15 protein-coding genes and 1 pseudogene are annotated in these 18,944 nt (G+C 45.8%); 8 read left to right on the top strand and 8 right to left on the bottom strand.

Features of this window, described 5'->3' with window-relative positions:
- Positions 1-40: 40 nt before the first annotated feature.
- Positions 41-1,798 carry a cache domain-containing sensor histidine kinase gene (locus CS562_RS02970; RefSeq protein WP_175381596.1) on the bottom strand — a complete coding sequence of 586 codons (1,758 nt, stop codon included), beginning with the start codon at positions 1,796-1,798 and terminating at the stop codon, positions 41-43.
- 222 nt (positions 1,799-2,020) lie between these two features.
- On the opposite strand from CS562_RS02970, the gene CS562_RS02965 reads away from it, so the two are divergent.
- From CS562_RS02965 to CS562_RS02955, 3 genes are all read left to right on the top strand, one after another.
- Complete coding sequence (locus tag CS562_RS02965; protein WP_076289390.1) at positions 2,021-2,977, top strand: ABC transporter permease; 957 nt, start codon at positions 2,021-2,023, stop codon at positions 2,975-2,977.
- 28 nt (positions 2,978-3,005) lie between these two features.
- Positions 3,006-3,896, top strand: coding sequence for a carbohydrate ABC transporter permease (locus tag CS562_RS02960; protein ID WP_076289391.1), 891 nt, complete (start codon positions 3,006-3,008; stop codon positions 3,894-3,896).
- A 132-nt stretch (positions 3,897-4,028) separates the two neighbouring features.
- The gene (locus CS562_RS02955) at positions 4,029-5,633 is read left to right on the top strand and encodes an extracellular solute-binding protein (protein WP_099853504.1); all 1,605 of its coding nucleotides are present in this window, start codon (positions 4,029-4,031) and stop codon (positions 5,631-5,633) included.
- An 81-nt stretch (positions 5,634-5,714) separates the two neighbouring features.
- On the opposite strand, the gene CS562_RS02950 is transcribed toward CS562_RS02955, so the two are convergent.
- Positions 5,715-8,153, bottom strand: a complete 2,439-nt coding sequence (locus tag CS562_RS02950; protein WP_099853502.1) for a glycosyl hydrolase family 95 catalytic domain-containing protein — start codon at positions 8,151-8,153, stop codon at positions 5,715-5,717.
- Positions 8,154-8,362: 209 nt separating this feature from the next.
- On the opposite strand from CS562_RS02950, the gene CS562_RS02945 reads away from it, so the two are divergent.
- Together CS562_RS02945 and CS562_RS02940 are read left to right on the top strand one after the other, a co-directional pair.
- The gene (locus CS562_RS02945; protein WP_099853500.1) at positions 8,363-9,262 is read left to right on the top strand and encodes an AraC family transcriptional regulator; all 900 of its coding nucleotides are present in this window, start codon (positions 8,363-8,365) and stop codon (positions 9,260-9,262) included.
- A 76-nt stretch (positions 9,263-9,338) separates the two neighbouring features.
- Positions 9,339-10,286: a divergent polysaccharide deacetylase family protein gene (locus CS562_RS02940; RefSeq protein WP_257219327.1), complete on the top strand. Its 948-nt coding sequence runs from the start codon at positions 9,339-9,341 to the stop codon at positions 10,284-10,286.
- Here the strand turns inward: CS562_RS02940 and CS562_RS02935 are convergent.
- Positions 10,261-11,034, bottom strand: coding sequence for an N-acetylmuramoyl-L-alanine amidase family protein (locus CS562_RS02935; RefSeq protein ID WP_099853498.1), 774 nt, complete (start codon positions 11,032-11,034; stop codon positions 10,261-10,263). The genes CS562_RS02940 and CS562_RS02935 overlap by 26 nt on opposite strands.
- 195 nt (positions 11,035-11,229) lie before the next feature.
- Here CS562_RS02935 and CS562_RS02930 point away from each other — a divergent pair, with 195 nt between their 5' ends.
- Positions 11,230-11,454, top strand: coding sequence for a YqzE family protein (locus tag CS562_RS02930; RefSeq protein ID WP_076289396.1), 225 nt, complete (start codon positions 11,230-11,232; stop codon positions 11,452-11,454).
- 94 nt (positions 11,455-11,548) lie between these two features.
- On the opposite strand, the gene CS562_RS02925 is transcribed toward CS562_RS02930, so the two are convergent.
- From CS562_RS02925 to CS562_RS02915, 3 genes are all read right to left on the bottom strand, one after another.
- Positions 11,549-12,598 carry a hypothetical protein gene (locus tag CS562_RS02925; RefSeq protein WP_180287005.1) on the bottom strand — a complete coding sequence of 350 codons (1,050 nt, stop codon included), beginning with the start codon at positions 12,596-12,598 and terminating at the stop codon, positions 11,549-11,551.
- 183 nt (positions 12,599-12,781) lie between these two features.
- The gene (locus CS562_RS02920) at positions 12,782-14,005 is read right to left on the bottom strand and encodes a YqhG family protein (protein ID WP_099853494.1); all 1,224 of its coding nucleotides are present in this window, start codon (positions 14,003-14,005) and stop codon (positions 12,782-12,784) included.
- A 2-nt stretch (positions 14,006-14,007) separates the two neighbouring features.
- Positions 14,008-15,768, bottom strand: a complete 1,761-nt coding sequence (locus tag CS562_RS02915; protein ID WP_099853492.1) for a DEAD/DEAH box helicase — start codon at positions 15,766-15,768, stop codon at positions 14,008-14,010.
- A 190-nt stretch (positions 15,769-15,958) separates the two neighbouring features.
- Between CS562_RS02915 and CS562_RS02910 the strand changes: the two are divergent.
- Positions 15,959-16,651: pseudogene (locus tag CS562_RS02910) on the top strand (HAD family hydrolase); the annotation flags it as partial.
- A 53-nt stretch (positions 16,652-16,704) separates the two neighbouring features.
- Here the strand turns inward: CS562_RS02910 and msrA are convergent.
- Together msrA and CS562_RS02900 are read right to left on the bottom strand one after the other, a co-directional pair.
- Entirely contained in the window at positions 16,705-17,220 is a 516-nt protein-coding gene (msrA, locus tag CS562_RS02905; RefSeq protein WP_076289735.1) for a peptide-methionine (S)-S-oxide reductase MsrA, read from the bottom strand.
- A 51-nt stretch (positions 17,221-17,271) separates the two neighbouring features.
- Positions 17,272-17,961, bottom strand: a complete 690-nt coding sequence (locus tag CS562_RS02900) for a Crp/Fnr family transcriptional regulator (RefSeq protein ID WP_076289401.1) — start codon at positions 17,959-17,961, stop codon at positions 17,272-17,274.
- A 79-nt stretch (positions 17,962-18,040) separates the two neighbouring features.
- Between CS562_RS02900 and CS562_RS02895 the strand changes: the two genes are divergently transcribed.
- Entirely contained in the window at positions 18,041-18,850 is an 810-nt protein-coding gene (locus CS562_RS02895; RefSeq protein ID WP_099853488.1) for an HAD hydrolase family protein, read from the top strand.
- Positions 18,851-18,944: the final 94 nt, after the last annotated feature.

Raw genomic sequence — 18,944 nt, 5'->3', positions numbered from 1 at the left:
GTGCTTTGCAAGCCAATAGTGGCTGCATTGCACTCCTTTTTTATTGGATCTCTTTTTGTGGCAGACGAATTTGGACCGTGGTTCCCATGCCTAGTTTGCTGTACACTTTAACACCGTAATATTCACCGAATTTCAGCTTAATTCTCCGATCCACATTTGAAATGCCGTAGCCTCGTCCTTCTTTCTCTTCAAACAAAGACTGAAGCGTCTCACGCCGCATGCCCATTCCATCGTCTATAACAGATAAGATGATACTATTGTTCTCGATGACGCCCTTGATATGGATATTTAGGGGCCGATCCTGATTCCAAAGAGCGTGAATGACTGCATTCTCCACAAAAGGCTGTAACGCAAGCTTTACGGTCGAGTAGGGAAGGATCGATTGATCTATCGTGTAGATGATATTCAGCTTGCCTTTAAATCGAATAAGCTGAATGGCATTATAGCTCTGCGTCAATTTCAATTCCTCATTGATAGTCAGGATGCTCTTTCCTTTATTCAGGGATATCCGATAAAACTTGGCCAGGTGAAGGACCATATCCTGAATCTGGGGATCCTGATGTTTTACGGCCAGAGAGGAGATCGAGCCGAGTGTGTTATACAGAAAGTGAGGATTGATCTGAGCTTGAAGCAGGTCAAGCTCGGCTTCCTTGCTCTGTAGCTCTTTCTGGTAGACCTCCGTAACCAGACTTTTCAGCCGGGTTGTCATCTGTTCGAATGCAAAGTGAAGCTGTCCTATCTCATCACTGCCCATTTGTTCCTCATGGGTAGGGTTGAAATCCCCCCGTTCAATGCGCCGAATCATCCGTATTAACGTCCTGATGCGTTTGCTGAACAGCGATGCGGTAATATAAATGAGCAACAGCGCCACGCCGATGAAGCCCAGTGAAATTTTGATAATAAGCTGAGAGAGAGATTTAGCATCCTTAATAATACTGTCATAAGGGAAGATGGATACCGTTTTCCAGCCGTTTTTGAGCGTGTTATAAACCGCTAGAGCCTTCACACCTTGATACGTTGTATCAAATCTGCCTGAAGGTGTCTCGTCAAAATTCTGATGAAGCAATTCGGGCAGGCTTGTGTTGATTAACTGCTTGTCTGCTGAAGATAGAATAATGCCCTTGTCATTGATAATAAAAATATCTTTGCCACCTGCTTCTTTTTCCATGAGAGAGTAGATGACAGACTCGGAAATTTGAAAGACCAGCATCCCGTACGGATACTGATTACTATTGTTGTTCAGTAGCCGGGCAAGCGTAAACATGGCGGGACCATTCTCGGTCTGCGGCGATGAGAGATGAATAATGTTCCCATAGGATTGTTTCAATTTGTGGAACAGTTCCGTGTTCTGAACTTCGGGTGTAATCGGCCTGATATAATAATTGTCTTTGGGCAGCGATGGATTGTCTGAATAAATGAATGCGCTATCAAAATCAGGGTAGGCAGCCATCACGGTGTCGATTCGATTGCCAATGTAGTTATAGACGTCCAAATAGGATGGATCATCCTGATACTCGTTCGTAAGGTAATTGGCAAGACGATTATCCAAATAAATGGAGGCGGAAATATGTTCGTAGCTATCCAGTTTATTTTCCAGATTTTTAGTGATCTGAGCTGTTGAGTTCGTCATGTTGATGTAGATCTGCTCGGTAAGTTTTGTTTTGGTAAGTTCATAGGAAAAATAAACCAATAACATCATCGGAATGATGGTGACGAGTACAAACACCATAAATAGTTTGGAACGAAAGGTCAGGTTAACAAAAGGCATGTATATGTATTTTCGATAGAATTGGCGCATTAGGTAGCCCTCTCTTGACTGATTATTCGTTGCACAGTTCATCATAGCAGAGTGATTATGGAAATCCAATCCTCTCTTTGCACAAAAACATCTTTAAAAAGCGGTATCTTTCGGAGAATTCGACTATGGCAAGCGATCTGCGTCAAATTTATGATAAATAGGAGAGAAGTTGATCAAGATATGGCTGGCCATGCTGCTGTATAGAAAAAGGGAGGGTATTTAATGCATAAGGTAAGCGCTATCAAAACAGTCAGGAGCAATAATCTGATAAGCAGACTAAAAGAGCAAAAATGGTTATTCGTGCTTATGCTTCCTGCCTTCATTGCGACATTGCTATTTTCCTATGGTCCGATGTTTGGACTATATATGGCGTTTACGAATTATCAGCCGGGTGGGGGATCATTTTTCTACCAGTTCTTCCATGCCGAATTTGTAGGTTTCCAGTGGTTTGAGTATTTCTTTACTACAGGGGACTTCTATCGGGTTATGCGTAATACGCTTGCGACAAGCTTGCTGACGCTGTTCTTCGGATTTCCTGCTCCGATCATTCTCGCGCTTGTGTTGAATGAAGCGAGACAGGGATTTTTCAAGCGTTTTGTACAGACGGTTTCTTATCTGCCGCATTTTATCTCGTGGGTTATTGCAGCCAACATTGTAATTACGCTGCTGGCTTCGGATGGAATGCTTAACAATATTCTGGTTTTGCTGGGTATTGTCAAAGAACCAGTTGCATTTTTGCAGAACGGGCCTCTATTCTGGTGGATAATCGCATTATCGAATATGTGGAAAGAGATGGGTTTCAGTGCCATTATGTATCTCGCCGCAATCGCTTCCATAAATCCTGAACTCTACGAAGCGGCCAGGGTGGACGGAGCCAGCCGATTTAAGCAAATGTGGCATATTACGCTGCCATCCATGCGCCCTACAATTGTCATATTGGCTATTCTTGCGGTCGGAGGCATTTTGAATGCAGGATTTGAACAGCAATACCTGCTGCAAAATAATACCGTACTTGAATACTCCGAAGTTATCGATATTTATGCCTACAAATACGGACTACAGAACAGCATGTTCTCTTACGGGGCTGCCGTGGGGATGTTCAAATCCGTTGTTGCCTTTATTCTTGTTCTCATCGTGAACCGGATTTCCAGAAAAGTGAACGACCAGGCGTTGTTCTAACTATAAAAGACAGAGGGGAGCGCTTGTGATGATTCTGAACAGATTCGGGGATCGTATTTTCAAAATTATTGTGTATTTCATTCTAATTCTCGTTTTACTGGTTACATTTCTTCCGTTTTGGAATATACTCGTTCTTTCATTGAACAGCGCGGAGGATACGGTAAGAGGCGGCGTTTACTTGTGGCCCAGGGACTTGACCTTGGACAGCTATCAGCAGATTTTGAAAGATAGCGAGATTTTAAACGGGCTGTGGGTAACCGTCAAACGAACGCTGATTGGCGCACCGCTATCGGTTCTCGTCATTACGATGCTTGCGTATCCGCTAAGTCGGCGGAATCTGGTTGGTCGCAAAGGCTGGAACCTGTACTTTATCTTTACCATGTATTTCAGTGGTGGGCTCATTCCGTTCTACATGGTGCTTAAGGCACTGAACATGATCGATACATTTTCGGTGTTCATTTTACCAAGTTTGATGAATGTTTTCTATATGATCATTGTCCGTACCTTTATGGAGCAGCTTCCCCATGAGATTGAAGAATCGGCGAGGGTTGATGGCGCTAACGATCTGACCATTTTCTTCCGGATTGTGATGCCGCTGACAACACCTGTACTTGCAACAGTAGGGCTTTTTCAAGCAATTGGGCATTGGAATGCCTGGTTTGATTCCTATGCATTTACCTACAGCTCGGACCTGAAGACCTTACAAGCCGTGCTTGTCAAAATATTGAATCAATTTCAGACTGGCGGCATGATCTCACAAACGCAAATGCTGGCCAACTCGGCCAAACGAAATGCAGTTTCCAGCGATACCATTCGAATGGCTGCTACGATGGTAGCCACCTTACCAATCGTTATGGTGTATCCGTTCCTGCAAAAATACTTTGTTAAAGGCATGACTTTGGGAGCGGTGAAGAGTTAATCTATTCCATAATCCGGTTGCAGGAAAGGCTTGTCCGGTGGCCTCTCCTGAAAGGGGGTGGGCAAAGATCGTTTTGGAAATGCTCAATCAATCACTACAGGAATTTATTCATTGGGAGGAATTAGGGTGTCAATGACAAAGACAAAAAAATGGATGACCATGGGGATTACGGCTGCATTAGTCGTTGGTTTGCTTGCGGGCTGCTCCTCCAGTGATGCGGAGAACAACACAGCGGGAAAAGATGGGGAACAAGGGCCGATTACGCTGTCCTGGTTTGATGGTAATACCAAAGGAGAGCCTTTTACCGATGCGGTTGCCCAGGAAATTACCAAAAAGACAGGCATAGAGATTTCCATACAACAGCCAACGGGTAATCCAACGGAAAAACTGAGCCTGATGCTTGCCAGTGGTGACTATCCGGATGTGGTGGTCATGAGTCGGGGAGATGCTTCCCTCGATAAATATATTTCAAGCGGCGCATTCATTCCACTGGATGAGTTAATTGAAAAGTATGGTTCTGATCTGAAAGAAATGTATGGCGAAACATTGACCAAAACACGTTATACAGACGGCAAAAACTACTATCTGGCAAACTGGTATGGACTCGACAGTGATCCGGTCTTCGGTATGCTGATGAGACAGAGTCTGTTGGAAGAGTTCCTTCCAGACAAAGCAGATGGTTCACAGCCCCTCACCACGGACGAGTTTGAAGCACTCCTGAAAAATTTCAAAGAAAAATACAATACGATTGATGGCAAAGAGTCTATTCCCATGACGATGAACGGTGAAAACATGGGCGCGAATCTGGGAACATTCAAAGGCATGTGGGGCTTAAAAACGTATTATGACAACAATGGACGTCTGCAATATGATGTTAAGGACCCTAAATATCGTGAAATGCTGTTATATATGAATCGGTTATATAGAGAAGGTCTGATTGAGAAGGAATTTGCCATTAGCAAAACGCAGACATGGATTCAAAAGCTGACGACCGGCGCGGTATTCGCTACCCCAGGAGCATATTGGGACCCAGGTAACGGCAATGCGGCCCTGAAGAAGGATGGCGGGGAAAAGAATCAGTTGTTCGCATACAAGGTTGTTGCTCCAGGTGTTGATCCGGCCCAAACCACATTTGGCCCAAGAAGCTCGCTTGGATGGGATGCAATCGCCATTACCAAAAATAACAAGCACCCGGAAGAAACGATCAAACTGTTTAATTATCTGGCGAGTGATGAAGGACAGCATTTGCTGCTGTGGGGCAAGGAAGGCGAACAATACACCATGGTGGATGGCAAGCGCCAACCAGACCCTGCATTCCTGCAGAGTTTCAAGGATAACTGGGATGATACGGTGAAGAAAAGTGGCGTTCGTAAATGGTTATGGTTTGTCAAAAATGGTCTGGATCCAAATGGACAGCCGTATGACATGGCCGTTAAATTCCAACGCAGTGAAGTGGATGAACTGGCCCTCAAGAGTCTTGGTGATTCCGTATGGGATACAGCACAGTATGATAACCTAAATCCGGATGGGGGGACACCTCAAGCACTGACGGCCCAGAAGGTGAAGGATATTATGGATCAGAGCATTACGAGAGCCATTATTGCTCCAAGTGAAGCTGAAGCCAACTCCGTATTTGACAAAATGCTGGAGGATATGAAGAAGGCTGGCGATGAGAAAGTGGAAGATATCATTAACGAGAAATATGCTCAGCGTATGGAACTGTGGTCTTCCAAGTAATTGAAAAGCAATTTATAAATAAGAAGCGTCCCGAGATAGTCCGGGACGCTTCTTATTTATGGACACATTCCACAAGATGAGCTAAACCGTTGCTTTAACAATGGAGATAAAATCCCCTGCTACTGTGGTGATCTTGCCAACCTGACCAGACAGTATATATTGCTCACCAGAAGAAACTGTGCATAATGCCCCTTCTGCCCAAGGGATATAGAAGGTTAGGCAAGCACCAGCTTTGCTCTCAATCTCGATCCAATCCGTCTCCCCATCCACAAAAGCTGCACTGACAAGGAAGCCTCCCACAGCACGGAGAGTATGGAACTCTGCCTTCTGTTCGCTCGGCCAGTTGGGGAAGAAGCGCAGGTTTTCATTATAACTTTGAAGAAGGCATTCATTGATCACGGTAGGCAGGGAGAAATTTTCGAACCAGATACCCATCCGGGACATGAAATCGAAGTTCTCCGTGTCGGCATAGCGACCACCGCTCATGAGGACCCGATCTGTGCAAGTGCCGTTTGGTAGCAGACAATACTGGATTTGACGCTTGAAGCGTTCCAAATCCAACACGCCAAGCCGGGCTCCGGCAAGATGATAGAATACCAGTTCATTCCCGCCTTCGTTGCGGTGATTAAGGTAGGAGTTCACCGCGGTCTGGTATTCCTCCTCTGGCGAATGAAGTCCGTGCTCTTCACCTGGAAATACGGTCGTAATAGGAATGGGGACGTTATACACCACATCAGGATCCTCACCCTCCACCGACACAAAGACTGAACCGTTGCGGGATTCGGCTTTCGGATAAGAAGGGAAATGGCGCAAAATCTCTTTTACTTTCTCTAGCAGATCCTGCTCGGATTCCATCCTATCAAGGACATCGCAAGCCTGGGTGAACGCATTGAACAGAAATCGCGTTAGTGTAAGGTCAATCAGGCAGTCTTTGTTTTTGGCAAAGCCTGGTGAAATCTCATATAGCTCCGGCACCACCGTCGGAAAAATGTGATAATTACGATCTCCCCAGCGTTCACCCTGTGCTTCGGGACGATTCATGTAATCGACCATAAACAGCACGGCTTCTTTCATGGGTTGAAATGCACGATCACGCAGGAACGTCTCGTCCATGGAATATAGATAGTGCCACCATAGACTTTGTACAGTCCAAGGCGTCTCACAGATTTCCCATCCCCAGTGCGGGACAGGGTAGGGCATCATGGACATTTCAACAGGATAGGCTGAGTGGGGGAAATAAGCTCCGCTCAGTCCGTAATAATCACGTGCCCACGCTCGGCTGACGGGAAGTACATGATCAACCATATCCACGTAGGGAAGATGTTTGTCGAGATGATTGCTGGAGAATGCGAGCCAGAATGGCTGCTGTGTGTTGTAATTCATGTGGTAATCCCCATGCCAGTCTGCACCGATGGTACGATAGCTCCAGTTGGCAAATAGACCTGGACAGGTAACGCCCTCTTTCACGGCACAATTAAAAAAGTACAGATTGTGGTACCAGATACGCTCCAGAAATTCATCTTCCAGTGCGACGGAGGAGCGGCTCCAATAATCACGCCACATGGCATTGGATTCTTCCTTAGCTTGACTAAAAAAAGATAGTTCTGGCGGGTGGGCCTCATTATTCAGTTCGCTATAAAGGCCCTCCCAGAGCTCTGCGCAGGCCAAAAAGCCATGTACAGGTTCTCCCAGAGGAGAGCCGTTGACTGCGGGCTTCTGATGATGCAAAGCATGTTCTTTCATTGCTGTTAAACCAGACGAGCTAACAGCGAGCCGGAAAGCTCTATCTTTTTCATGTGTGATATAGGGCACAGCGGGATGCTCCACGTACGGCAAAATTTGCGTAAATGACTGTTTACCCGTAATTTCGCTGGTAACGACTGCGGCTTGAGGAAATTCAGGCGGTGTTTCAGGGTCAGGAATCAGCTTAATCTCCACGAATAAGGGGATCAGATCACCCGTCGCGGTATCACTTACCTTCATCCAGACCCGGTCGTGCTCTCCTTCTACAAAGAGTTCGAATACAGCAGGTTCACCATCGATCAGGAAATCAATTGTGCAAAGGCCATTGGCAATATCCATGGTATGGCCGATGACTTCGGCCTTTCGCCGATCATACCTCAGCAGCAGTGACCCGCAGGGCATGGGCTTGGGATAAGCTTTGCTGTAATTTTGGCCAGCCATCTCACAATATTGTTTGTACCACGGATGATCCGTTAATTGCGGCAAATCTGCTGGCAGTGCAGCGAATCTGTCATATACCTCTTGGAAAGTCATGAGCTCTTCACGGTGTTCTTCGGCGAGACGAATATCCCATACATTGTTGTGTCCAAAATGGAGCATCACAGCGTCAGGGCGGGTTGTTACGACAATACCCAGTCCTCCATTGCCCAGTAGTGCGCCTTCAAAAAAATCCGGTGCAGGACCATCGAAGGAAATGGAATGCTGCTTTGCACGTTCATAGCCTCTGTTCTTATTTATCTCGTATCTTCTATTCGGCTGCTTATCATTCTTCTGCACAAGTTTTCCTCCTCATAAAGTCATGCGATGTACAGTTATTACTGTATCTGAACAGCAGTTTGCTGTATTTAGCAAGACGTCCATGATTTGCACGATCGTCAGATCAATTGGCGCACGATGATATGTACCTCTAGTCTCCAATTGTACCTTTCGGTGAAGGAGATGAAAGGTTAACATCGAGAAAAACGGAGTCGGAAAGGAAACTTCCAATGAATTTTGCTTCCTTGCATCCCTATGTATATTTGGCAACCCGGTACCCTTTTGCGAAGGGTCAGTCGAGTTCTCCGCGAATTTGTTATACCAGCTCCATTTACTTGATCAGCGAAGGGTATGGGGTATTAAGTACAAATGGAAAGAGCAGCAGACTTGGTCCCGGTTCACTGATCTATATTCCAGCAGGTCAACTGCATGAATGGGTGGCTGATTCGGATAACCCTATGGTTCACCTGTGTTGTTATTTTGATTGGCATTATGTGGAGAGAGAAGATGTATTTGATACGGCTTGTCCGGTCTGTTATCCACCAAATGTGTTACAGCAAGCTTATGTGGGCCCGACTTTTCCGTATGCGCTTAAAGAAATATCAAAGGTGGAATCTCTGCAGATTTGGCAGGATCTTTTTGAGGATTTTTATAAAAGCGGGGCATACACCAATGAGCAGACTTTTATGTGGAGCTTGATGATTCAGCGTAATTTCCAGACGTTTATCGACTATTTTCTGAACTGTTGCATGGGGAATGACTATGTAATCCCTGATCGCCGGATATCTCAAATGCTTAAAAGTATGGAGCAGGACTTACTTCACGGAGCGCCCAAGCAACTGGATAGCTATTACAAAAGCCTCAATATGAGCCGTGGACATTTTTTTGAGCTGTTCAGGAAGTCTACAGGATACTCTCCCAGTAAATATATGAATCACTTTCGTATTGGACGAGCGAAGTACGATTTGCTTCACACCACATTAAGTATCACTCAAATTGCAGAAAAATATCACTTTAAGTCTGTTCATTATTTCTCCCGCCTCTTTCATCAACTGACAGGTCAGGCTCCGCGCCAATATCGCTTATTAAGTCAGTCCAACACTAGGGCCTCAAGCGCTTCATTGGAATGAACAGGCTTTTTTTGTCTACATATTCCCCCTTCATTGTTCAAATAATGATGGGACAGAACAAAGGAGGGAACGATGGATGAATAAGGCCGGACGAAAAGGGTGGTCCAGCACCTGGAAATTTAAAATGTCAGTGGTACTCACAGGTACGATATTCATGGTTTACGGTGTAGGCCTCTCTGCCAGCAGTGCGGAACCACATATTCCTTCAGGGCAAACCCCAGAGCAAATGTTAACGGAGCTGACCTCAACACAAGTACCTGGTTCAACTTCAGGTAAGATATCACCAACTCCGACAGACAAATCGCAGCGTAAACGAATAGCGATCATCATTGATGATGCGGGGAATGACATGAAAGGGACTTCTGAAATTTTGGCGACCCCGGTTAAACTCACATTGGCCGTGATGCCATTCTTGCCAACGACGAAGAAAGATGCGATTGCCGCACATGAAAAAGGAATGGATGTGATTGTTCACATGCCAATGGAGCCCAAAAAGGGCAGACCGGAATGGCTCGGTCCAGGAGCGATCACATCCAATCTGACGGATGAAGAAGTGCGTGAACGAGTCGAGAAAGCCATAGATGAAGTTCCTTATGCCGTCGGCATGAACAACCACATGGGTTCCAAAATTACGTCTGATAAACGCATCATGTCCATTGTATTGGATGTATGTCGAGAACGTGGATTGTTTTTTGTGGATAGTCGAACCAATTTTCGCTCTGTGGTAGGGGAATTGGCCATCACCAAAAACATGCCACCCGTCGGCAACGATATTTTTCTGGATGACCACAATTCCAAACAACAAATACGCAAGCAAATGGATTTGGCAGCCCAACGTGCTTTCGACAAAGATGTGTGTGTAGTGATTGGTCACGTTGGCCATACCGGATTAAATACCTCTGCTATCGTCCATGAATCCGTATCTCGGCTCAAAGATCAGATTGAGTTCGTCGGTATTAGCGATCTGGTTCGAGATGTGTGGCATTGGCAAGCAGAGCCTAAACTGCCGACAGATAATAAATAATGCCATTAGCAATGGACTGTGCAATCCGTTTCTGTTCGCTTGGGTCGCTGATCATTGCGCGATCATGTGCATTGCTCAGAAATCCGGTTTCAACAATTACAGCGGGTTGCTTCACATGATTTAACAGGTAAAAGGGCTTTCCCCATACAACATCGCGCTCCGTCTCGTACAATTGATTTAGCTGATTCTGAATGGAGCTTGCGAGCATGTAGCTTCGTCCTTCGTTCTGATGTAAAACAACAGGGCCTTGCGCAGCTGATCTTGGACTCCAGTTGGCATGGATGCTGACGACGATGTCGGTACTAACCTCTTCGCTAAGGCTTTTACGTTGAGCCAAATCTCTGCGATGGCGTGAGCGACTGTTTAACCAGCGATTCTCGTCACTCAGCGCATAATCGCCGAGTCGGTTGATGATGACTGCGTAACCCTTGCTGCGAAGCAGGAGATACACCTTTTGGCTAATGGCTAGATTGATGTCTTTTTCCAGTACACCATGGTCTGTTGTTCCACCGTCAATGCCGCCATGACCAACGTCCAGAAGGATGACAGGTGCTGCAAACGCATGATGAGTGGAGTGATAGGCATCTCCATCGGTTACCGGCAGCATGGATGGGCTTATGGGCGATCGATGTGAATGCAGTGTAGGCAGGTCGGTCAGGGCGAATGTCGCCGCGCTGGCATGTGTGGTTAGAGGGATGGAACTGATGCTGATTAGCAATGCCATCAACGCGGCCAGCAGCTTATACATGAGAATACACGCTCCTTCTTGAAATAGGCATCTTATGCCATAAAGTGAGTGGATGGATACCTTTGGCATTAGACTGTGCATTCTTCTGTTTTTCATACTCTTTGCAGCAAAAAAAATGTTTATTGATGATCCCTTCTGCACACAATAGAAATAACATAAGCCCCGGCTTTGCCGGAGCTAAGGGAGGCAGAGGTTATGGCCAAAAGTGATGAGTTGGTGAAATACATTACAGAGCGAGTTGTTCATTATATCGATACTCCGAAGGATGAGCGTAAAGGACGCACCAAAGCCAAAGAGCCGTGGACAATGAAATGGTTTGGAATGATTCCTTTTGCCGTATCTCTATGGGTTGGGAAAAAGGAAAAAGCAATGGATTCGCAGGGGAAAATGCAGAAACGAAGCTCTTCAGGTAAAGGTTAATCAAAGAACCAGCGTAGTAGTAGCTTCTTCCAAAGAAAAAGACGCATTCCTATCAAGAATTAGAGGAAGGCGTCTTATTTGTTGTGAGGATCGGTCACGGTTTCACAGCATAGAAATGCCCGTCGCGCAGCAAGGTCTGAAGAGGTACAAATCGTCTTACAGAAGTATTCCCGCCAATAGCTACATATTGTTTTTGAACGGTTCCACGGTCGTCACGCCAGATCTGATAACCACTGACAGGCAAAGGCCCACCATACAAGACATTTTGCTGATCTGCAGAGAAAACGATCTTTTTATGCTCTTTCCATTGCTGATTCAATGTCTTTACGCCGCTTATCGAAAGTGCTTTTGAAGTGATCCATAACAGATTGTCCGCGGGATCAAACAGAGGTTGCAGATCCATGGAGTCAACGGACAACGAGGAGACTTGTAGTGAATCTTCGGGCGTTATCACGACAGCTTGTACAGATATTGACCTTATGGACTTCATTCGTTTCGTAGCCTGCTGTGAGTCCCTATCCAATGCATTCAGAACACCCGTTGGCAAGGTATCGCCATTGGTTGCGTCAATATAGATTGCATCATCGTTAGGTCTTTCCACTTTCCAATAAGTGAGCAGGGGAGGCGCATAGCGTAATTGAAGCCCTCCTCCGTTAGTAATTAGCTCCTTCAAGTCCAGTTGCTGCCGATTCAGAGCATGGTCCAACAAGGAAAAGTTGTACGGTCGTTGTTCTCCATGACCATACTCGCTAAGTTGAAATTGTCCTTGGTCGTTAGCTGAAATGATCATATAACCAACGGGTGACTGTCCAACATTAGCGTATACCAACCAGCTACGTGTGCCTGGACCGAGGGGATAAAAGTCCAATTGGGCATGATCCCAATGGTTCCCTTCATGTTCAGTACTTAGAATGATGGCTTGCTCGCGAGCAAATTGTTGTACTGCATCAGGAGCCAGTGTGTCGGAATGAAGTTCCGCCGTACTTGTAGCCATTGTAGTGGGGAGTACGGATCTAAATGCATTTTGAATTCCGGCACCTTCAGCTTGTAATAAGGGGAGCAAGGTGATTACACATAGAAGGCACATTACAATTCCGGTTATTCGGCGAATCACGTTCCATCCCTTGTGGAAGGGTCGTTTCATGCTAACACCTACTTTTCTGGGGTACATATCCTGACAAAACGGACTCCATTTTCGCTGCTTGATCGTTTCTAGTTCCATTTTAGAGGACAGGTTATGCAAAGGTTGCTGCAACCTGTCGGGATGCCACTCATGAATAAACACTACTTTTGCCGTCATTTGCGGGAAAAGTAGTGTCTTCGTCGTCTATCTTAAATGAAACATGCCACTGCTAATCGCAGTCACCTTCACTTTGGGCTCATATTGCCAGATCATCTCGGTACGGCGTGTCTCGTATTGCAGCTTCATGGCTTCCCGGTCCAAGACCGCTTGGCGGGCTTTATCCTGTTCCGGGTCCGTTTCTGATTCTGCCTGAACAGCAGCTTCAGCAGCGAGTTCGACATCTGATCCGATTGTCACATTAGTTGATTCAACGGGCTGCAGACGTGCATTCTTGATACGGGAAGGGCCGGAGCGGGAAGTCTGAATTGGAGCAAATGATCCGGTCCCTGCATATTCCTGATCCGTTGAACCGTCTGTGCTGGAGGAGGTTGTATCTACGTCGACGTCGACCTCAGGGGTGTCTTCTCTAAGAACTGCTTCATAGTACGTGTCGACAACAGCAAGCTCCAGATCAAGCCGTTCTTTGGCTTTCTCTGCCCAGCTATAGTCGAGTTCCAGCAAGCGGTTTGTCAAATGCGATTCCAGAGCTGCCCCGGCATCGGATAACGATACTTTGGCAGTCTGTACGTGCATATTCTCAGCCAGCCTTGGGCTAAGGTCACGCCTGTTCAGCTTCGAGCCGAACTTCTCGACAATTTCCCCTGTTCTGAGGGAGATGCCGATAAAATGAAGTTCCTCTTTTTTCAGATCACAGGCAAATTCTACTTTAAAACACACACCAAGCCATGGCTCGTATACTGCTGGTGCGGTAGCGCGCAATTGCCTTTTTGCAGCCTGTTCAAACAGGTTCACGAACGCACCACCTTCACGCGCTGCATTGAAGATCTGCTGCAACCTGCGGCTGCCATATACAACATCTTCTTTTAAAATCCGTCCGGGTCCCAGCTGAGGCAGAGAAGGGACAATACCGAAGTATCGACCTAGAATAGTCTCTTTGGGAGCCTCGGGGGTACCGGGATCGGCACCTGGTGAGGCTGGTGGAGCTAACTGTGCAGCTTTTGCTTCTTCAGCTTCCAAAGCTTGCTGATAGGCATCCGGATCAAAGACGAATGTAAAGGACATCGTTTCCGCAGGTGCGCCGGTTCGCTCCACAAATCCCCAATAATACGGACGGTTGGTTAACGCCTTGTCAGCTTCAGGTGAAAGTTTTACCGTAACATGGGCAGGAGAACGCTCCATAATCTGACAATCAAGTGTTTCCAGGTAAGTGAGCACATACGCCTGCACTTCATGGGGTGACATGGTCATAATCAGAGGCCTCCTTTACGAATATCAAGCCCGGATACGGCGGGTGCCTCATCTGCAACTTCGCGCTGAATGGAGTTCAGCGATTGTCCAAGCGAGTCCATTTTACGGCGGATATCCTCTTCGTTTTGTGATTCAAGCATGATTTTGTACAAACTTTTTTCGATTGACTCCTTCTTCTCCAGCCGCTCCAGAATGACATCCAATCCACCAATGACCATCTCGAACATATTGATCTTCTCATGAAGCAGATTCAGAATATGCTCCTCGATTGTGCCTGTCGTCGAAAGGTTGTAAATGTTCACATCATTCTGCTGTCCCAATCGGTGAACGCGACCGATCCGTTGCTCGACACGCATGGGATTCCAGGGCAGGTCGAAGTTGATCATGTGATGGCAAAATTGCAGGTTGATACCCTCACCGCCCGCCTCGGTTGCAATCATTGCCTGTACGCGGCCACGGAAGAGGTCCATCATCCAGTCTTTTTTACCCCGGTTCATGCCGCCCCGGTAGGGAACTGCGGTCAGGCCGTTGTTGCGAAAATAATTGAGCAAGTACTCCTGCGTGGCACGATATTCGGTGAAAATAATAACCTTCTCATTCATGTCACGAACAAGTTCCATCGTTTTTTCCGCTTTGGTATTTTCCTTGATCGCTTTAATATGAGCAACGAGCTCCCAAATCTTATCCCGCAGTGGGGAGTCCAGTGGAAGCTTCTTCGACAGATTGACCAACGTCACAAACACCGCATCCCGGCTGCTGCATACTTCGCGCTGCAACGTCACTAGGGAAAGCATGCTGCTCAGATTGCCGCCCGCTTCCTGGTACTGATCCTTCACAAAGGAAGTCACCCCATCGTAAAGGGCCTGTTCTTCAGGAGAAAGCTGCAAATTCACATTGGACACGTTCCGTTTGGTAAATTGAACAGGTCCTTCACCGCGACGGTTACGGATCATGACTTTGGACAACTCATCCTTGAGCTGCTCCTGATTTTTCGGAATGCGTTTGTCGACGACAAAGTTGGCTGCAAAATCACCCTGACGGCCAAGCTGTCCCGGCTTGAGCAGGTTAATGAGGTTGAACAGCTCGCTCATATCATTCTGCACCGGTGTAGCCGTAAGCAGCAGGCAGTACTTTTTCCGTAATTTCAGCATGAATTGATAGTTGGTCGTTTTTTTATTTTTGAGTTTATGAGCCTCGTCGATAATAATCATGTCGTAATCTGTATTCAGCAGCATATCTTTATGCGGGTCACGCTTTGCTGTATCCATCGAGGCAACCACAATTTCGTTCTGCCAGGAATACGCCTTTTTCTGTGCAACCGCAGGGATGCCAAATTTTGAATTTAACTCCCGAACCCATTGCAGTACAAGGGACGCGGGCACGAGAATGAGCACTTTGGATACGAGTCCACGAACCATATATTCTTTCAAAATCAGGCCGGCTTCAATCGTTTTGCCAAGTCCAACCTCATCGGCGAGAATGGCACGACCTGACATTTCAAACAGTACTCTGCGTGCAGTATCCATCTGGTGTGGAAGAGGGGTGAGTCCCTGTAAATGCTTCAGACATTGGATTTCATCAAAGTTGGGAATCAGATTCGTCTCTTCGGCTTGAATGCCAAGTTGAAATAGTCTGTAATCGCCCCAAGGGCCGCCTTTATCGAGTCTGGACTCCAGTTGGGTGATCCAGCTGCGATCGAATTCAAGCGGAACGGGTAGTTCTGCTGCAGGTTGATTAATTTGATGCGGTTTTTTCCGGTTCATGGTGCTTCCTCCCCTGCCATTCGTGATGACGGTTTATTCGTAGGTAATAGTATGGACGAATGAGAGGCAGTTCATAACCAACCTTGGAATAAGGGGTGATTTCAATCAGAAAGTCTGGAAGGGTTGTAAAATGATAGGTATTCACGTATGTTGATGAATAGTCACTTTACTTAAGTAGAGTGACTATTATGTCTCAAACTATATCCTGAATATGAAGGAGGAGAATCCGTTTATGCTTTCATTGATTTTTGATATGGATGGTACGTTATTTCAGACAGATCGAATATTGGAGACTTCTCTGCATGACACTTTTAATCATCTGAGATCAAAGGGATTGTGGGAGCAGAATACACCAATAGAAAAGTATCGTGAGATTATGGGAGTTCCTCTGCCCGTCGTCTGGGAGAATTTATTGCCCGGATACTCGGACCAGATTAGACAACAAGCAAATGAATGGTTTCATGAGAAGTTGATTGCGAATATCGACGCAGGCCATGGTGCCCTGTACCCGTACGTAGAAGAGTTCCTTCACTACTGCAAAGAGAAGAGTATACCGATATACATAGCGAGTAATGGACAAATCGAATACTTGAATGCCATCGTAAACTATTATCATCTGAATGAGTGGGTAAAGGAAACATTCAGCATACAGCAGATTTCATCACAAAATAAGTCTGATCTCGTACGCTCCATCGTGGAGAAATATAAGATCATTCATGGGATGGTTATCGGAGATCGATTGTCTGACATTAAGGCTGCGAAGGATAATAAATTAATTTCCATTGGATGTAATTTTGACTTTGCTCAAGCCGATGAGCTAGCTCAGGCGGATCGGGTTATTGATAGCATTGAGGAGTTGAAGGCTATAATCGGTGTACTGTAAAATGGATGCAACAAAAAAAGCGGCCCATGTGGCCGCTTTATGATTTAAAGAAGTTAACTCCAATATTTCTTGATAATTTCATCGCGTCCGGAATAAATTCGGGATTCTTTATAATATTTCGGATCTTTGCGATGGAAATTTTGATGATATTCTTCTGCCGGATAAAATACGGATGCTTCCTCAATAGCGGTAACGACAGGTTTATCGAATCGGCCTGTTTTGGCCAGTTCCTCTCGTGATTTCAGGGCCAATTGGCGTTGCTCTTCATTGTGATACAGGATGGCAGCCCGATATTGGCTTTTGCGATCATTACCCTGACCCGTGGCATCTGTAGGATCGATCTGTGGCCAGTACAGCTCAAGCAATTTCTCATATGGGAAAATGGCTGGATCAAACGAGATTTGCACGACTTCCAAATGCCCTGTTTCCCCGGTCAACACTTGTTCATATGTAGGGTTTTCTACGGTTCCACCCATGTATCCGGATATAATCCCGTGAATGCCGGGCTGCTCTTCAAAAGGACTTACCATACACCAGAAACATCCCCCGGCAAACGTTGCTTTTTCAATCACTGCTATTCCCCATTTCTCAGTTGTGTTTAATCAAGATTACTATGAATGCTAGTCATAACGCAATCCATTTGATAGTTCATCCACCCGCTCCCAATCGAGCACAACAAACCCTTTTCTTTTTTTGCACAGGATTTCCAGATCGGACAGTTTCTGAATGAGGCGATTTAAGTGACGGGGCGTTGTACCGATTACGGATGCTATTTCTGGAATGTGAGGCGTGCTAATTTCTTTGCCAAACTCTTTGGGTAGACGAGTGGACATCAAATAGATGGCAAACCGTTCTTCAACGGAGGAAAGTGAGTTGATTCGGGATGCCGCTGTACATGTCTGCAATTTATAGGACAGATGTTTAAGTAATTCATTCAAAAAACGATAATCCTGCATTAAGTTTCGTTCAACGGTTTGTATGTCTATAAACAGGAATTTGGAGGGCTGTACAGCTTGAACCTGTGATTGTACAGCCACTTTCTGAATCAATTCAATATCACCAAAAATGGATAAGGGGTGGCAGAAACGCAGCAAAAGAGACTTGCCAGTCTCAACACTTGAGGAGACTCTGGTCAGACCTTCCACTTGGAAATAAAGCCCTTCTAGCTCATCGCCTTCCGTAAGAACATATTCATCTGAATCATACTCCCGAAGCTGAATGGGAAGCAAAGCTGCGTCAGCAAAGATTTGTTCCAAATTAAAAAGGGACATATAAGGTTCTATCTTTTCGTATCCCCTGTACATTTTCATTTTTTTCACCTCGAATGGACATCGGTCCTTTTCATTATATATGAACTTGATATGATTAGAAAAACGAGGGGGAATGATGATGAAGTTTGTATTTGATCTGGATGGAACCATCTGTTTTCAAGGGAAACCGTTAACCAGAGAAATGGTTCAGACATTGGACTTTCTCGTGGAGAAAGGTCATGAACTTATTTTTGCATCTGCACGACCGATTCGTGATTTATTGCCTATACTGCCTGTCCATATGCAGCAATTTCCGCTGGTAGGCGGTAATGGAGGATTTGTGTATCGCAGCGAGCTTGAGATTTCCACAGTTTATTTGGAAGCATCTATTGCTGACCATATACTGGCGTTATTGAAGCAGCATGAAGCAGAGTATCTCATTGATTGTCAATGGGATTACTGTTATTCAGGCAAGCCGGAGCATCCCATTCGAAGAAATCTGGACCCCGAGTGCAGAGCGAAGAACTTGCTGCTGGAGGAATTAACCGAGATAGTGAAGGTAGTGGTCTTAAGCAGCCGCAACCACCAGGAGATGCTGGAGGCATTGCACAACCTTCCTGTGGTTACATACATGCATGGAACAGAGAACATCATTGATATTAGTCCTAAGGGTGTGAATAAATGGACAGGTTTGCAAGCACTTGGGGTCTCTCCCCATGGTTTTATTGCTTTTGGAAATGATGCGAATGATATTCCCATGTTTGAGTATGCCAGTCGTTCCATTTGCGTTGGGCAACATGAGAAGCTTGCTCAGATTGCGAGTGAAAGGGTAGAGAGCCAAGAGAAGAATGTCATCGACAAAATCATTGAAATTGCAGAAAGACTGGAAGAAGAGGGAAGTGTATTTGGCAAAGCTAGGGTAAAAGTCGAAAACATTGCGGCAGGATGATCACTATTGGGATTTAGCATTCATTAGAGATAATCAATAAAATGAAGAAGGAGTCCGCCAGTGGTGGACTCCTTCTTCACATAACAAGCATCTC

The sequence above is a fragment of the Paenibacillus sp. LK1 genome (genome assembly GCF_002750415.1).
GTDB classification, from domain to species: Bacteria; Bacillota; Bacilli; order Paenibacillales; family Paenibacillaceae; genus Paenibacillus; species Paenibacillus taichungensis.
Note: the sequence above shows the minus strand (reverse complement) of the source record. Positions and strands in the feature narration are given on the sequence as shown.

Excerpts from the sequence above, each read along its gene's own strand:
- CS562_RS02970 (WP_175381596.1), bottom strand. The coding sequence starts at position 1,798 with ATGCGCCAATTCTATCGAAAATACATATACATGCCTTTTGTTAACCTG.
- CS562_RS02965 (WP_076289390.1), top strand. The coding sequence starts at position 2,021 with ATGCATAAGGTAAGCGCTATCAAAACAGTCAGGAGCAATAATCTGATA.
- CS562_RS02960 (WP_076289391.1), top strand. The coding sequence starts at position 3,006 with ATGATTCTGAACAGATTCGGGGATCGTATTTTCAAAATTATTGTGTAT.
- CS562_RS02955 (WP_099853504.1), top strand. The coding sequence starts at position 4,029 with ATGACAAAGACAAAAAAATGGATGACCATGGGGATTACGGCTGCATTA.
- CS562_RS02945 (WP_099853500.1), top strand. The coding sequence starts at position 8,363 with ATGAATTTTGCTTCCTTGCATCCCTATGTATATTTGGCAACCCGGTAC.
- CS562_RS02940 (WP_257219327.1), top strand. The coding sequence starts at position 9,339 with ATGAATAAGGCCGGACGAAAAGGGTGGTCCAGCACCTGGAAATTTAAA.
- CS562_RS02935 (WP_099853498.1), bottom strand. The coding sequence starts at position 11,034 with ATGTATAAGCTGCTGGCCGCGTTGATGGCATTGCTAATCAGCATCAGT.
- CS562_RS02930 (WP_076289396.1), top strand. The coding sequence starts at position 11,230 with ATGGCCAAAAGTGATGAGTTGGTGAAATACATTACAGAGCGAGTTGTT.
- CS562_RS02925 (WP_180287005.1), bottom strand. The coding sequence starts at position 12,598 with ATGAAACGACCCTTCCACAAGGGATGGAACGTGATTCGCCGAATAACC.
- CS562_RS02920 (WP_099853494.1), bottom strand. The coding sequence starts at position 14,005 with ATGACCATGTCACCCCATGAAGTGCAGGCGTATGTGCTCACTTACCTG.
- CS562_RS02915 (WP_099853492.1), bottom strand. The coding sequence starts at position 15,768 with ATGAACCGGAAAAAACCGCATCAAATTAATCAACCTGCAGCAGAACTA.
- CS562_RS02900 (WP_076289401.1), bottom strand. The coding sequence starts at position 17,961 with ATGAAAATGTACAGGGGATACGAAAAGATAGAACCTTATATGTCCCTT.
- CS562_RS02895 (WP_099853488.1), top strand. The coding sequence starts at position 18,041 with ATGAAGTTTGTATTTGATCTGGATGGAACCATCTGTTTTCAAGGGAAA.